We start from the raw sequence: 14,360 nt of genomic DNA on the forward strand, positions 1-14,360 counted from the left end.
ATAACGGGTGTGGCGCCCCCCGGCGGGGGGTGGGGGGGGGGGGCCGGGCCGCCCCCCCCCCCCCCCGGCGCTGGCGCACAACGTGCTGATCTCTTCGGACCCGGCGAACGGCTCGTCCGTCGCCGCCGGCCCGCAGAAGATCAGCCTCACCTTTGACCAGTACGTGCAGGGCGCGGACGTCAACCAGATCGCGGTGACCGGACCCGGCGGCGGCCAGTGGGCCGAGGGACCGATCAGCGTGGTGAACAACGTCATCAGCGCGCCCCTGCGGCCGCTCGGCCCGGCCGGGAAGTACACCGTCGGCTACCGCGTGCTGTCCGCGGACGGCCACCCGGTAACCGGTGAGCTCACCTTCACCCTCACCGCGGCGGGCACCGGCACGCCGGCGACCGTCGACGCGGCGAAGTCGCCGGGCGGTTCGGCGGCGGCGGCCCCGCAGTCCGGCTCGACCGGGGTGCCGATCTGGGTCTGGATCGCCGGCGCGGTCGTCCTGCTGGCGATCGGGCTGACCGTGGCCCTGCGCTCGGGCCGGTCCGTGGAAGAGAAGAACTGACGATGACCCAAGCCGAGACCACCGCGAAACCCCGCTATTGGACGCTGCTGTGCGTCGTGACGGCAGGCCTGCTCGGCGCCTTGATCGGCGTCGCGCTCATGGCCACCACCCCGATCCCCGGTGTGGTGCAGCCCAGCGCGGTGGTCTCGGCCGGCATCCCGGTCGTCCGGGTCCTGCTCGACCTGGCCGCGGTCACGACCATCGGCCTGGCCCTGCTGTCCGTGCTCGTCGGCTACGACCGGCCGAAGCTCACCGAGCCGATCATGCGGCTGGCCCGGCCGGCCGGCGTCGCCGCCGCGCTCGTCTGGGCCACAGCCGCCGTCGTCGCGCTGGTCCTGCAGACCGCCGAGTACAAGCCGGGCTCGTCGACGCTCTCGGCGGGCGACATCGGCGACTACATCGGGGCGGTCGGCGCCGGCAAGGCGCTCGTCATCGTCGCCGCGCTGGCGCTCGTCCACGCCGGGATCGGCGCGCTGGCCCTGCGCTTCGGCGAGAAGGTGCCCGCCGAGGTCCGCGTCGGGCTCGGCCTGTTCGCGCTGCTGCCGCTGCCGGTCACCGGGCACGCGTCGAACTGGAACTACCACGACTACACGATGATCTCGATGGAGCTGCACGTCATGAGCGCCGTCGCCTGGACCGGCGGCCTCGGCGCGATGACCGTGCTCCTCGTCGCGAACCGGACGCTGCTGGCGCACGCGCTGCCCCGGTTCTCGAAGCTCGCGACGCTCTGCCTGGTCCTGTCCGCGGCGACCGGCCTGTTCAACGGGCTCGTCGAAATCTCGCTCAACCCGACCATCGGGTTCTGGGCGGCGATCTTCACGACGCCGTACGGGCAGCTCTTCGTCCTGAAGTTCCTGTGCACCGGCGTCATCGCGCTGCTCGGCGCGTACACCCGCTGGCGGCTGATGCCGCAGATCGTCCGGCACAACCGGACGTCGCTCGCCGCGTGGGCGACGCTCGAGCTGACCGTCATGGGACTCGCCTTCGGTTTCGCCGTGGTGCTGACGCGGGCGCCGGTCGTCGCGTCCTGAAAGCCCTTCCCCGCTGGTAGAGCCGATCTGAGGTCACGGCGAGTAGCTGCAACTTGCGCATTGGGATGAGGGGTAGACCATTGGGGGCGACCGGTCGGACCGAACTTTCTACCCAGAGCTGACCGCATTTCCGAAGCGACGAACGGTCATTTGCCGTCGTCGAATGCACGTGCAGATTGTGGCGCCGGTCACACGAAGTGACAGATCACGCTCAGCGGTAACGTGTCCACCGCGTGTCCGTCCGGGCGTTGCGGAGGTCGTCCAACCGGCGGTAGAGCTCGGGCCGCACCTGCGGCCGGCTGCGCAGGATCGGCAGCACGCTCGTCGTCAGCTTCAGTTCGCGGATCGCCCGGAGCACGGCGAAGCCGGGCCACGACGTGACGTCGAAGCCGTACGCCGCGGCGAACGTCCGGTAGCGCACGGCCGGGTCACCGAACCGCTCACGGCCGACGGCCAGCGGCGTCAGGTCCCACTCCGGCGGGCCGACGCACGACGAATCGAAGTCGCAGAGCACCGGCCCGTCCGGCCCGGGGATGACGTTGCCCGGGTAGGCGTCGCCGTGGACGAGGCCCCTGGGCAGCGGAAACTCCAGCTCGGCCAGCGCGGCTTCGAGCTCGGCGCAGCGCTCGAGCAGGAACTCGCGGTCGGCGGCGGTGAGCTCTTCGGCGTCGGACACCCGGGCCCGCACCGCGGCGAACGGCGCCCATCCGGCGAGACCGTCGGGCGCGGGCAGCGCGTGCACCTGGCGCAGCAGGCGGGCCAGGTCGGTGGACGTCGCCGGGCGGCCGATGCTCGGCACCTGGTGCCACACGGTCACGAGGTGCCCGCCGACCTGCAGCGGCTGCTCGATCCCGTCGAGCAGCCGGATCGCCGGGACGTCGTGCCGTTCGAAGTGCCGGGCCACCCGCACCACGGTTTCGACGCGGTGCCGGAGCCGGGTGGAGCCGACGATCCGGATCACGAAAGGCGCGGTGACCAGCGCGTACACCGCGTTGTTCGTGAATCGCAGCAGGCGCGCGCCCGCCGGGTCGAAACCCAGCTGCGCACAGGTCTCCGCCAGTACCCCACGCAGCTTGCCGGAGGTGAACCGGCCGTCCAAGACGGTTCCGGCTCCTTCGGCGCTATGCGGCGTAGAAAGCGTTGAGGCGGTCGGCGAGGTCACGGGCGTCGGCGTTGTTGCGGCGGCGCTCGGCCTCGTCCTGCAGAGGCCGCATGCGGTCCTTGACCCGCTCGGACTTGATGCCCTCGGCGCAGTCGATGGCCTTGCCGCCGACCTTGGAGCCGTGGTCGAGGTCGCCGTCCAGCAGGTGGTTGGTGGCCAGCGCGCTCAGCATGAACGTCTTGGAGCGGGCCATTTCGTCGTCGTAGGACTCGACGGCCCTGGTCAGCGCCGGGATCGCGTACTTCGTGTGCTCGGCGTTCTTCTGCGCGAGGACCGTGTGGACGGTGCCGACCATGGCGTAGACGTCGGTCTCGGTGAAGAACTTCACCCACGACTCGGCCTCGGCCAGGTTGGCGCGCTCGAACTCGTCCTTGCTCCGGCCGAGCAGCTTCACGGCCTGCTCTTCGTTGCCCATCATCGCGTAGGCCCACGCCTCGTTCGCGCAGAGCACGGAAACCGCCAGCTCGGAGCCGGACTCCTGGGCGGCGATCTGGCCCAGCTGGAACAGCTTCAGCGCGTCGTTCGGGGCGTCCTGGTGCAGGTAGACGCGGCCCATGCGGTAGAGCACGTTGGCCACCAGCGGGTGGTTCTCGCCCTGCTTGGCGAGGTCCAGCGCGTTGGCGAAGTGGCCGCGGGCGGAGTCCATCAGCCCGGTGTCGAAGGACGTCCAGCCGGCCAGCGAGTGGAGGTCGGCGAGCGCCACGTACAGCCGGTTCTTGACGATGTCCGTGCCGTGCGCCTCGAGCATCTGCTGGCCCCAGGACAGCTGCGCGACGACGGCGTCGCGGCAGAACCCGCCGCCGTACTGGTAGTCCAGCGCTCGGAGGGCCCGCGTCGCGGCCTCCACCTGGCGCACGTCGGTCATGCCGATGCGCCCGGGCGCCGGCGTCCTGGCCGGTCCCGCCGACCACGTGCCGGATTCCGGACCGAACACCGCCGCACCCATCGTGACCTGGGCGGCGTGCGCGAGGAACCTCCGTCGCTTCACGGACTCGTCCTCCTCAGCCTGCTGGCCGTCGGCGGAGCCGACGACGCGTATCGCCGTGGCCTCGTCGTAGGCGAGGCCCATGTATCCACGAGGGACACCCAGGCCGTCGGCGATCCGCGTGAGGACGTCGTAGGCCATGACCTGGCGACCCTTGAGGATCTCCGACACCTCGGACTGGGACTGGCCGGTCATCGCGGCGATCTGGCGCTGCGAGACACCGTGCTTGCGCAGGAGCCGGTAGACGGCGCTGATCTCGCGGGACGCGAGAGCCGCTCTCATCTCCGGCTGCTCCCACGCGTCAGCGGGAACTGCGTGGCTCTGCCGGGCGTCGGCACTGCCACCGTTACTGGCGTCCATCGCGCCCCCTCCACTGTCCGGTCGGGCGTCTGTGAAACAGCGTAGGCAAACCTGCGGAACCGTGTGAACAGCCGAACTGGCGCCCTGATCGGTCCGGGCGAAGTCCGTTGACCGCTTACCGTGGAACCTGGTCCGGTCACCGCTATGACGCCATTTCGACCTTCTATCGCACCCGGTTTCACCTCACTGTAGTTGTCAGATCTCCGTCACCGCCCGGACACCGGCAGCGAACACGGAGAGCTACGAAAACCGCAGTGCTTATGACAAGGCGATGTTGCAGAAGGCATCTTCAGAGCCCCGAAGGGTTCGGAGACGGCACGACAGAGCGGAGAAGGGCGTGGAGTTCGTGGACTCGTTCGCAGGGGGACATGCCGGAACGGCGACCCGCGCCGTACGGCCGGTGGTCTCTCCCATCTCCGCCGTCCGCCCGGTCACCCCCGCCGCCGCGGTGGACCCCCGCACCGCGAACGTCCGGCACTACGAGGGCGGTCAGCTGGTGTGGCGCGTGCAGTGCGGCGACCTCATCAGCCGCGAACGCGCGGTGACGGTGTTCGTCGAAGACAACCAGGTGGTACTGGTCTCGCCCCCCGGCGAGACCGCGCGGTTGACGTCCGGCCAGCTCGGACAGCTGCGCGCCGCGCTCAACGAAGCCGCCAAGATGGCGGAAAGGTAACGGTGAGCTGACATGGATCAGGTACTCGGGCAGGTCCTCCGCAATGCGGTCTGGGAGCGCCTCGACATGCTGACCGACCTGGCGAACCGCGCCGACGCCCAGTCGCTCGTCTCGGTCGCACGCTCCGAACTCCCCCGCTTGACGGAGGCGTGGCGCGCGATGCTGAAGATGCACGAGCCGGACGAGCGTGGCGACTGCCCCACCTGCTCGACCCGGTGGCACCGCTGCAAGGCGCCGTGCTCGGTCTGGCAGGTCGCGCACGAACACCTGGTGGCCGGCGGGCTCGCGCCGCAGCAACAGGCTTCCGGCGACAGCCGGCTGCAGGGCCGCCGCAAGAGCCCGGTCCCGGCGCAGGCCCGGCCGGCCCCGGCCCCCACCGCGGCCGAGACCACCGGTCGCCACGCGCTGGTGAACCCGCGCCGAGCGGTCACGGCCTGACGGACCCGGGCCGTCGCCACCTCCCGCGGTGATGACCCGACGCCGGTCTTCGCGCCACCCGGCCCCACCCCTGATCCGGCGAGCACGGCCGGCCGATCGCCCCATCGGACCCGCGCCCGCTCGCCCGGCCGGGGACTGTTTCGCCCGCACCCCCGAGCAGTGCGAACCGGTCCCCGGCCGCTTCACCCCGGTCCCCACCGCGATTAATCGAAAAAAATACGCGTTAGGCCTAGCCCAGGCGGTAATCCCCCGCTAGATTGATCATCGAAGAGGCCTGGACCACTGGTTCGCCTCGACGTGATCCGCCTGTGAGCGGCCCCTGAATTCCGCGGGCCGGTGCCGTTGCACTCCCCTCCCCCGACCGGCACCGGCCCGCGGTTCCACTTTCTCTCAGCGAACCGCTTTCACGCGAAGCACGAGCAGCGCGGCCAAAAGCGTCGCGACGGCCGAAGCCGCGAACAGTCCCGAGTAGCCGCCCAGGTAGGCGAGCACGAGCGGGGTCAGCAGCGGGGCGACCACCTGCGGCAGCGAGTTCGCGATGTTGATGACGCCCAGGTCCTTCGCCCGGTCCTGCGCCGTCGGGAGCACCTGCGTCAGCATCGCCAGGGCGACAGCCATGTACGCACCGAAGCCGACGCCCAGCAGCGGGGACGCCGCGAGCGCGACCGGCCAGCTCTGCCAGATCACCAGCAGCAAAGCGGCCAGCGCCATCACGCCGGACGCCGCAAGGACGTATGGCTTACGCCGTCCGGACTTGTCCGAGAAGTGACCGGCGAGCACGGCACCGATCACGAGCGCGACGCCGTACAGCCCCATCATGATGAGCAGGCCCGTGTCCGGGTCCTCGTAGTGCACCGCGTCCTTGAGGAAGAACAGCAGGTAGAGCGTCCCGAACGCGTTGCCGAGGTTGATCATGAAGTGGCAGGACCACGCCCACGCGAAGTCCGGGTGCCGCCGCGGCGAGACCCACAGGTTGCGCAGGACCTCGCCGGCCTGCGACGACGGCCGGAACTCGACCGGCAGCCGCGCGTCCGGCGTCCGGAGCACGAAGAACGCGGCGCCCACGACGACGATCACCGCGCAGACCGCGTACGCCAGCGGAATCCCGGCGATGCCGAGCATCACGACGACCACGACCGCGCCCAGCACCGTGCCGAGCATCTGCGCGATGCCGACGAGCCCGCCGACCTGCGCGCGCTGTCCGACCGGCACGCGGTCGGCGATGGCGGACATGAGCGTGGCGAGCATGCCGTTGAGCCCGGCCTGCACGAGGCACCAGCCGACGATCAGCAGCGCGACGTCCGGCGCGAAGCCCAGCACCAGCAGCCCGGCGGCCGCGACGGCCGCACCGATGACCGTCCACGGGTGGCGACGGCCGAAGCGCGAGCACGTCCGGTCGGACAGCAGCCCGACGGCCGGGTTGACGACCAGCGCCACGATCGCGCCGACGCCCATCACCAGGCCGAGCACGAACTCCTTGTTGACCTGGTCGAGGAGTTCGGCCTGCTGCGGCAGCAGCACCTGGATCGGCGCGTAGATCCCCAGCCAGAGCGCGATGTTCGCGAAGAACAGCAGGCTCATCCAGCCGGGGCGCACCCGCACGACGGGTTCGGCGAGGGCTTCCGGCAGGCCGGTCGTCTCGGTCGTCTCACTGCTCATCCCGCACCAGCTTCCGGTACCAGTGGAACGAGTCCTTCGGCGTGCGCCGCAGGGTTTCGTAGTCGACGTGCACGAGCCCGAAGCGCGGCGCGTAGCCCTTGGACCACTCGAAATTGTCCATCAGAGACCAGCAGAAGTAACCCCGGACGTCGACGCCGGCGTCCATCGCCTCCCGCAGCGCGACGAGGTGGCTGTGCAGGAAGTCGATGCGTTCGGGGTCGTGCACGCCACCGTCCTCGGCGACGACGTCGGCGAAGCTGCAGCCGTTTTCGGTGATCTGAATGGGCGGGAGCTTGTCGCGGTAGCGCCGGTGGAAGTCGAGCAGCAGCTCGCGCAGGGCGTGCGGGACGATCGGCGAGTCGTTCGTCGTCATCGGGTAACCCTCGATCGGGCGAAGGTCGAAGGGCAGCGGGTTACCCGGGCTGGGCTTCGCGACCCCCTGCGGCTCGTAGTAGTTGACGCCGTAGAAGTCGAGCGGCTGCGCGATGGTGGGCAGGTCGTCGGCGAACCCGGCGGGGAGGTGCTCGTGGAGCTGTTCGGGATAGCTGCCCAGCAGCACGGGGTCGGCGTAGAGCCGGTTGAGCAGCGCGTCGAGCCACTCGGCGGCTTTTTCGTCTTCTGGCGAGTCGTCGGTGGGCCAGATCGGCGAGTGGTTGTTGGCGGTGCCGATCTCGGTCGCGCCCGCCGCGCGGAGGGCCTGGACGGCGAGGCCGTGGGCGAGGTTCTGGTGGTGCGCGGTCGGGACGGCGTCGAGCAGGAGCGTCTTGCCGGGCGCGTACTCGCCGATCGCGTAGCCGAAGATGGACATCACCATCGGCTCGTTGAGCGGAATCCACAGTTTCACCCGATCGGCGAAGCGTTCTCCGAGGATGTGGGCGTATTCGGCGAAGCGCTCAGCGGTCGTGCGGGAGAGCCAGCCGCCGTCGTCTTCGATCGCCTGGGGGGTGTCCCAGTGGTAGAGCGTGACGGCGGGGGCGATCCCGGCTTCGCAGACGGCGTCGATGAGCTTGTCGTAGAAGCCGAGCCCCTCGGGGTTGGGCGCGCCTTTGCCGTCGGGCTGGATGCGGGGCCAGGCGATGGACATCCGGTAGGCGCCGACGCCGAGTTCAGCCATCAGCGCGATGTCTTCGGGGTAGCGGTGGTAGTGGTCGGCGGCTACGTTTGCTTGTTCACCGCGGGCGATCTTGCCCTCGGTCGCGGCGAACGTGTCCCAGATGGACGGTCCGCGCCCACCTTCGCTGGTGGCGCCCTCGATCTGGAACGCCGAGGTCGAAACACCCCAAAGGAAGCCGGGCGGGAAGATCGGGTTCTGCACTGGCGCTGACCCCTTCGTCAGGCCACCCGTACGGGTGAACATGAAAAGTTCTCATATACTAGGTCGTCACTCGTCCGTGGGGAAGCCCGTCGGCACGATAAAGTCCCAGATCAGACGAGGAGGAGCGCCGTGTCCGACATCCAGGCCGCGAAGGTGCCGGCAGAAGCCACCCCCTTGCGCCGCCAGCCGGTTCAGCAACGCAGTGCGAAGCGGGTCGAGCAGATGCTCGACGCCAGCGCGGCGTTGATCGACGAACTCGGCTACGACGCACTCACGACGACCTTGATCGCCAAACGAGCGGGCGTCGCCGTCGGTTCGCTGTACCAGTTCTTCCCGGACAAGCGAGCGGTCGTGCAAGCGCTCACCGCCCGCAACCTCGAGCGGTTCGTGGGCGCGGTGAACGAGCGGCTGAAGCAGCTCGGGCCGGAGCACTGGTGGGACGTCGTGGACTCGATCCTCGACATCTACCTGGAGATGCACCGCTCGGTACCCGGGTTCTCGAAGGTCCACTTCGGCGACATCATCGACCGGCAACTGCTCGACGAAACGCGCGACAACAACGCGGTGATCGTGGATTCGCTGACGGACCTGGTGGCCACGCAGGTGGACCGGCCGGTGGAAGACCTGCGGTTCGCGATCGGGATCGCCAATGAGGTGGCCGACGCGCTGCTGAAGCTGGCATTCCGGAAGGAGCCGAGCGGGGACGAGAAGATCGTCGCGGAGGCCAAGTACGTGGTGAAGGGCTATCTGGCGGCTCGGTTCGGGGAGCAGTCTTAGCTGTCCACAGAAGTTATCCACAGGTATACACAGCTGTGGACAACTCGGTGGTTTCGCCCGGGTTCGTCTGTGGGCGCCGATAGACTGGAAGCGGGGGTTCCCCCGGGGGGGTGGGCCGCGTCCGGGCCTCGGCTGGTGAGCTGCTCGGCGGAACCCCGGGGGCGCATCTCGGCCGGGATCGAGAGAGTGGCGGCTCCGTGCGCTCCCAAGACACCGGCCGACTGGACCGGCGCCGTGCACTTCGCCGGCCGACACGCGCCGGACGACTTGCCCAGAGCGGATCGACTTCGGGCACGGGCGTCGCGTGGTGTGAACCGAGCCGCGACCCGGGCCCCGTCAGCCGAAGTTTTTGTGCTCGCCTCGGTAGGTCGGGACCGTGCGTTCCACCCGGTCGCCCAGCACCAGGTGGTAGTGCGTGAAGCGCTCGGCCAGCTCGCCCGCCTTCGCGTGGCGCAACCACACCCGGTCGCCCAGCTGCAACGTGCGCGCCGCTCGGCCGGTCACCGGGGTCTGGACCTCGCCCGCTCCCTCGAAGCCGAGGAACTTCAGGCCCGTCGGGAGGTACGGCGTCGGCTGGCGCGAAGGGCCCGTGGGCCCCGATGCGATGTAACCGCCGGAGTACAGCGTGGCGATCTTGCGCGTCGGGCGGCGGACCACCGGCAGGGCGAACAGCGCCGCCGGGCGGGGCTTGAAGCGCGTGTAGCCGTCGAAGAGCGTGGGGCCGATCAAGCCGGAGCCCGCCGCGATCTCCGTGACCACCGCGTCCGCGCCCGTGGACTCGATGCTTCCCGTGCCGCCGCCGTTCACGAACTCCAGGTCCGCCACTTCGAGAATCGCGCGGACCGCTTCGCCGCGACGGCGGTTCAGCTCCGCCGCCGAACGGCGCTGCATCCAGCCGATCACCGCCTGGTTCAGCCGGCGGCCGGCCGCGTCGCCGAGGCCGGCGATCTGGCCCTCGTACGCCATCACGCCCACCAGGCGGAAGCCGGGCCGCGCCACGACCTGCCGGGCGAACGCCGACGCCTGCTTCGGCGTGAAGATCGGGGACCGCCGGGTGCCGACGTGGACTCCCGGCAGCGGGCGCCACGACGCGTCCAGCTCCAGGCACACGCGGATCTCCGGGTGGCCGTGGCCGAGGGCGGCGTCCACCAGATCCAGGTGCGCGGGCGAATCGACCATGATCGTGATCGCCGCGCGGGCTTCGTCGGACGCGGCCAGGCGGCGGAGCGCCTCGTGGTCGGCCGTCGGGTAGGCGACGACCACGTCGTCCGTCGTGCCCTGCTCGACGTGCCAGATCGCTTCCGCCAGCGAGTAGCACATCAGGCCCGCGAAGCCCGGCATCGCGAGCACGCGCTCCAGCAACGCCCGGCAGCGGACCGACTTGCTGACGACGCGGATCGGCTTGCCCCCCGCGCGGCGGTGGAGGTCGTCGGCGTTCGCGTCGAAGGCGGCCAAGTCGACCACGGCCAAGGGTGGATCGAGGTCCTTGGTCGCCAAGTCGTACACCGTCGCACTGGTCACGAGGTCTAAAGTACGACAACAAAGCTTGAAACGCGAATACTGTTCACATACTGTCTCGGGCATTCACCGATGGAGGGGGCGCGCATGACCCGGTGGACCAACTGGGCGGGCACGGCGTCCGCCTCGCCGCAGCACGTTCACCAGCCGCGCAGCGCGGCGGAGATCGCGGCGGTCGTCGAAGGCGTCGCCGCGGCCGGCCGGACCGTGCGCCCCTGGGGCAGCGGACATTCCTTCACGGCGATCGCGGTCGCCGACTCCGACGCGCTCGACCTGCGCCACTGGACCGGCATCGAGCGCGTCGACCTCGAAAGCCGCCAGGTCACCGTCCGCTCGGGCACCACGCTCAAGCAGCTCAACGCCGAGCTCGACGTGCTCGGGCTGGCCATGACCAACCTCGGCGACATCGACGCACAGACCATCGCGGGCGCGATTTCCACCGGCACCCACGGCACCGGCGCCCGCCTCGGCGGCATCGCCACCCAGATCGCCGCGCTCGAGCTCGTCCTGGCCGACGGCTCGGTCGTCACCTGCTCGGCGGAGCACAAACCCGACCTCTTCTCCGCCGCCCGCGTCGGCCTTGGCGCACTCGGCGTGATCACGACCGTGACGCTCCAGTGCGAGCCGTCGTTCGTGCTGCGCGCGCAGGAGCGGCCGGAGCCGCTGGAGCAGGTCCTCGAAGGCTTCCACGACTTCGCCGACCAGAACGAGCACTTCGAGTTCTACTGGTTCCCCTACGGCAAGAACGCGCTGGTCAAGCGCAACAACCGGTGTGAGACCGCGGAGCCGCTGAGCAAGGTCCGCGAGTTCGTCGACTACCGGATCATGGAAAACGTCGCGTTCGGCGGACTCTGCCGGACCGGCCGGCTGATGCCGCGGCTCGTGCCGTCGCTCGGCAGCTTCGCGTCGAACGTCCTCTCCGCGCGCGAGTACAGCGACACCTCGCACCGCGTCTTCGTCACCGCGCGCAACGTCCGTTTCACCGAAACGGAATACGCTGTTCCACGTGAATCAGTGCTCGACGTGCTCGCCGAACTACGCGCCGTGGTCCCGACGCTGAAGGACCCGGTGATGTTCCCGGTCGAGGTGCGGGTCGCCGCCGCCGACGACATCTGGCTGTCGACCGCGCAGGGCCGCGACTCCGCCTACATCGCCATCCACCAGTTCACCGGCATGCCGTACCGCGAGTACTTCAGCGCGTTCGAGAAGATCGCCGGCGCGGTCGGCGGCCGCCCGCACTGGGGCAAGATGCACGACCTCGACGCCGGCGTCCTCCGCTCGCGCTACCCGCACTTCGACGACTTCCTGCGCGTGCGCAAGGAAACCGACCCGAACGGCGTCTTCACGAACACCTACCTCGACCGGGTGCTGGGCCCGGCCTAGAAGAGCGCGGACACCGATTCGCCGTTGTGGATCCGGCGGATCGCCTCGGCCATCGCAGGCGCGATCGACAGGATCTTGAGCTTTTCGGCGCGTTCCTCTTCGGGCACCGGGACCGTGTTGGTGCAGACGATCTCCAGCACTTCCGCCCGGCTGCCGATCCGTTCGATGGCCTTCGCCGCGAACAGCCCGTGCGTGCAGGCGACGCGGATCGACCGCGGCTCCAGCTCGGCGAGCTTGTCCAGCAGTTCGATGACCGTGCTGCCCTTGGCGATCTCGTCGTCGAGCACGATGACGTCGCGGCCGGTGATCTCGCCGATCACCGAGCTGATCTGGACGCGGTCGTCGGGGAAGCGTTCCTTCGCCCCGGCCGCGACCTGGACGCCGAGCAGCCGCGCGAAGTGCGACGCCTCCTTCGCGTTGCCCAAGTCGGGCGAGACGACGGTGGTGCGCGAAAGGTCGTACTGCCGGAAGTGCTTGGCCAGCTCCTTCAGCGCGTGCAGGTGGTCGACCGGGACGCTGAAGAAGCCGTGGACCTGCGGCGAGTGCAGGGTCATCGCGAGCACGCGGTTCGCTCCGGCCGTGGTCAGCAGGTCGGCGACCAGGCGGCCGCCGAGGGAGATGCGTGGCGCGTCCTTCTTGTCCGAGCGCGCGTACGAGTAGTGCGGCATCACGGCGGTGATCCGCGACGCCGAAGCGCCGCGCGCCGCGTCGAGCATCAGCAGCAGCTCGACCAGGTGCTCCTGCACCGGCTTCACGAGCGGCTGGATGATGAAGACGTCCCGCTCACGGCAGTTCGCCTGCAGCTGCACCTCGAGGCAGTCGTTCGCGAACCGCCGGATCTCCGTCGGCTGCAGCGGCACACCCAGGTGTTCGCAGATCTCTTCGGCCAGTTCGGGGTGGGCGCTGCCGCTGAAGACGGCGATTTCTCTTGATGCTTGAGAGATCACAGCGCGGAGACCGCTTCGCCGATGGCGTCCTCGCCCGAGATCAGCGTCAGGGTGCGGCGGACGGACGAGGGCGTGTCGAGCAGGGCCACGAGCACCGCGGCGACGTCGTCACGCGGGATCGGGCCGCGGCCCGTCTGCTCGGCCAGCAGCACCAGGCCGGTGCCCGGGTCGTCGGTGAGCGCGCCCGGCCGGAGGATCGTCCAGTCGAGGTCGCGGGCCTTGAGGTCGTCTTCCGCCGCGCGCTTGGCGCGCAGGTAGTGCCGGAACTCCTCGGTGACGTCGGGGTTGTCCGGGTTGTCGGCGCCGATCGAGCCCACCTGGATGTGCCGCCGGACGCCGGCGCGCTCGGCCGCTTCGGCGAACAGCGCCGCGGCGCCCCTGTCCACAGTGTCCTTGCGGGCGGTGCCGCTGCCCGGGCCGGCGCCGGCCGAGAAGATCGCCGCGTCGGCGCCCTTCAGGACTTCGGCGACGGCGTCCACATCGGAGTTCTCCAGGTCGAGCACGACGCCTCGGGCGCCGGCGGCCTCGAGGTCCGCCACGTGGGCGGGGTTCCGGATGATCCCGATCGCTTCGTCACCGCGCGCGGCGAGCAGCCGCTCGAGCCGCAGCGCGATCTGACCGTGTCCACCAGCAATGACGACTCGCATGAGCCGACCCTATCCCCGTGCGATCGAGCCCGTCAGTCGAGGGAAGCGGGGGCCTCGGCGGTGCGGAGCAGGTGGTCGTAGACGACCTCGTTCACCAGCCGCGAGACCGGGTCCTCGGCGAGCAGCACGCGCTCGGTGCGGCCCTCGAGGTCGAGGTCGACGACCGCGTTCGGGTCGGCCGTCACGACGGCGAGACCGTACGCACGGGCGCGCGGCAGGCAGTTGCCGACGTAGTCCTCGGTGAGGACGGCCGGCGACGGCAGCACCAACGCGGCCTCGCCGTAGCGGGCGAACGGAACCGCGGAGGCCATCGCGGTGCGCCAGTGGCGCGCGACGGCCAGGACGCCGACGATCTCGGCGGCCGGGGCGGGGGCGGTTCCGGCCAGCTCCGGCCAGGTCCAGGTGTCGACGGTGGCGCGGTCGGCCACCGGGCCGGCACCCATCGCGATGCGTTCGGCGTGCACGTCGGTGCGAAGCTTGGCGACCACGCAGACCTTGCGGCCGAGGATCGTGGTCTCGGGGAGGACGACGCCGTTCCAGCCCAGCTGGGCGGCGGCGGCGCGGGCGAGCTCGTCGACGCTCGCGGGGAGCTCGATCGGCGGCACCACTCGGCTCGGCATCGACCGGCTGCGCTTCGCGCCACCGGCGACCGTCGAGCGCTCGGTGTTCTGAGGTGTAGCCGCCACGAGTCCGCCTCCTTCTAACCTGCACCGCTTCGTGACCGGTGAAAACCGGCACTCAATCTGTCTAACAGCGCGGCGGCGCGACGTCGCCGGGTAGTGCGAGTGGCTGCGATCGGCGGCGGCCAGCGGTCGATGACCGGTCGGTAGGCGGTCATCCGACTTCGGTCGAACGGTGCGGCCAACCGAGTGATCGCGAGTTGAGTGGCACTACCGTCCGCCCACAGCCGAC

General features: G+C 70.1%; 14 protein-coding genes. 6 read left to right on the plus strand and 8 right to left on the minus strand.

The features are described 5' to 3' along the window. The first annotated feature begins 7 nt into the window (after positions 1-7). Together AB0M83_RS18130 and AB0M83_RS18135 are read left to right on the plus strand one after the other, a co-directional pair. Positions 8-553 (plus strand): copper resistance CopC family protein, encoded by a 546-nt coding sequence (locus tag AB0M83_RS18130; RefSeq protein ID WP_364518358.1) that lies wholly within the window; start codon positions 8-10, stop codon positions 551-553. 2 nt (positions 554-555) lie between these two features. Continuing rightward, a complete protein-coding gene (locus tag AB0M83_RS18135; protein ID WP_364518360.1) occupies positions 556-1,584 on the plus strand; it encodes a CopD family protein in 1,029 nt (342 codons plus the stop codon). 211 nt (positions 1,585-1,795) lie between these two features. Here the strand turns inward: AB0M83_RS18135 and AB0M83_RS18140 are convergent, their stop codons facing one another. Next, a complete protein-coding gene (locus AB0M83_RS18140) occupies positions 1,796-2,683 on the minus strand; it encodes an aminoglycoside phosphotransferase family protein (protein ID WP_364518362.1) in 888 nt (295 codons plus the stop codon). Positions 2,684-2,705: 22 nt separating this feature from the next. Next, on the minus strand, positions 2,706-4,091 hold the full coding sequence (locus AB0M83_RS18145; protein ID WP_364518364.1) for a helix-turn-helix transcriptional regulator: 1,386 nt from the start codon (positions 4,089-4,091) through the stop codon (positions 2,706-2,708). Positions 4,092-4,428: 337 nt separating this feature from the next. On the opposite strand from AB0M83_RS18145, the gene AB0M83_RS18150 reads away from it, so the two are divergent. After that, entirely contained in the window at positions 4,429-4,764 is a 336-nt protein-coding gene (locus AB0M83_RS18150; RefSeq protein ID WP_364518366.1) for a hypothetical protein, read from the plus strand. Between the two features lie 12 nt (positions 4,765-4,776). Beyond that, the gene (locus AB0M83_RS18155) at positions 4,777-5,202 is read left to right on the plus strand and encodes a hypothetical protein (protein ID WP_364518367.1); all 426 of its coding nucleotides are present in this window, start codon (positions 4,777-4,779) and stop codon (positions 5,200-5,202) included. Positions 5,203-5,592: 390 nt separating this feature from the next. On the opposite strand, the gene AB0M83_RS18160 is transcribed toward AB0M83_RS18155, so the two are convergent. Both AB0M83_RS18160 and AB0M83_RS18165 read right to left on the minus strand, forming a co-directional pair. Further along, the gene (locus AB0M83_RS18160; protein WP_364518369.1) at positions 5,593-6,861 is read right to left on the minus strand and encodes an MFS transporter; all 1,269 of its coding nucleotides are present in this window, start codon (positions 6,859-6,861) and stop codon (positions 5,593-5,595) included. Beyond that, positions 6,851-8,176, minus strand: coding sequence for a GH1 family beta-glucosidase (locus tag AB0M83_RS18165; RefSeq protein ID WP_364518371.1), 1,326 nt, complete (start codon positions 8,174-8,176; stop codon positions 6,851-6,853). The genes AB0M83_RS18160 and AB0M83_RS18165 overlap by 11 nt, the downstream gene beginning before the upstream one ends. 129 nt (positions 8,177-8,305) lie before the next feature. Between AB0M83_RS18165 and AB0M83_RS18170 the strand changes: the two genes are divergently transcribed. Then, a complete protein-coding gene (locus tag AB0M83_RS18170) occupies positions 8,306-8,953 on the plus strand; it encodes a TetR family transcriptional regulator (RefSeq protein WP_364518373.1) in 648 nt (215 codons plus the stop codon). 336 nt (positions 8,954-9,289) lie between these two features. Here the strand turns inward: AB0M83_RS18170 and AB0M83_RS18175 are convergent, their stop codons facing one another. Continuing rightward, on the minus strand, positions 9,290-10,474 hold the full coding sequence (locus AB0M83_RS18175; RefSeq protein WP_364518375.1) for an amino acid deaminase/aldolase: 1,185 nt from the start codon (positions 10,472-10,474) through the stop codon (positions 9,290-9,292). 84 nt (positions 10,475-10,558) lie between these two features. On the opposite strand from AB0M83_RS18175, the gene AB0M83_RS18180 reads away from it, so the two are divergent. Then, entirely contained in the window at positions 10,559-11,854 is a 1,296-nt protein-coding gene (locus AB0M83_RS18180) for a D-arabinono-1,4-lactone oxidase (protein WP_364518377.1), read from the plus strand. Here AB0M83_RS18180 and AB0M83_RS18185 read toward each other — a convergent pair. The 3 genes from AB0M83_RS18185 to AB0M83_RS18195 are packed head-to-tail and all read right to left on the minus strand — an operon-like array spanning position 11,851 to position 14,134. Continuing rightward, positions 11,851-12,801, minus strand: coding sequence for a ribose-phosphate pyrophosphokinase (locus AB0M83_RS18185; protein ID WP_364518379.1), 951 nt, complete (start codon positions 12,799-12,801; stop codon positions 11,851-11,853). The two genes, AB0M83_RS18180 and AB0M83_RS18185, sit on opposite strands and share 4 nt — an antisense overlap. Beyond that, on the minus strand, positions 12,798-13,448 hold the full coding sequence (locus AB0M83_RS18190; protein WP_364518380.1) for an SDR family oxidoreductase: 651 nt from the start codon (positions 13,446-13,448) through the stop codon (positions 12,798-12,800). Before AB0M83_RS18190 ends, AB0M83_RS18185 begins: the two co-directional genes overlap by 4 nt. 32 nt (positions 13,449-13,480) lie before the next feature. Beyond that, on the minus strand, positions 13,481-14,134 hold the full coding sequence (locus AB0M83_RS18195) for a hypothetical protein (RefSeq protein ID WP_364518382.1): 654 nt from the start codon (positions 14,132-14,134) through the stop codon (positions 13,481-13,483). Positions 14,135-14,360: the final 226 nt, after the last annotated feature.

The sequence above is a fragment of the Amycolatopsis sp. NPDC051106 genome (genome assembly GCF_040682775.1).
GTDB lineage: Bacteria > Actinomycetota > Actinomycetes > Mycobacteriales > Pseudonocardiaceae > Amycolatopsis.

Excerpts from the sequence above, each read along its gene's own strand:
- AB0M83_RS18135 (WP_364518360.1), top strand. The coding sequence starts at position 556 with ATGACCCAAGCCGAGACCACCGCGAAACCCCGCTATTGGACGCTGCTG.
- AB0M83_RS18145 (WP_364518364.1), bottom strand. The coding sequence starts at position 4,091 with ATGGACGCCAGTAACGGTGGCAGTGCCGACGCCCGGCAGAGCCACGCA.
- AB0M83_RS18155 (WP_364518367.1), top strand. The coding sequence starts at position 4,777 with ATGGATCAGGTACTCGGGCAGGTCCTCCGCAATGCGGTCTGGGAGCGC.
- AB0M83_RS18160 (WP_364518369.1), bottom strand. The coding sequence starts at position 6,861 with ATGAGCAGTGAGACGACCGAGACGACCGGCCTGCCGGAAGCCCTCGCC.
- AB0M83_RS18180 (WP_364518377.1), top strand. The coding sequence starts at position 10,559 with ATGACCCGGTGGACCAACTGGGCGGGCACGGCGTCCGCCTCGCCGCAG.
- AB0M83_RS18190 (WP_364518380.1), bottom strand. The coding sequence starts at position 13,448 with ATGCGAGTCGTCATTGCTGGTGGACACGGTCAGATCGCGCTGCGGCTC.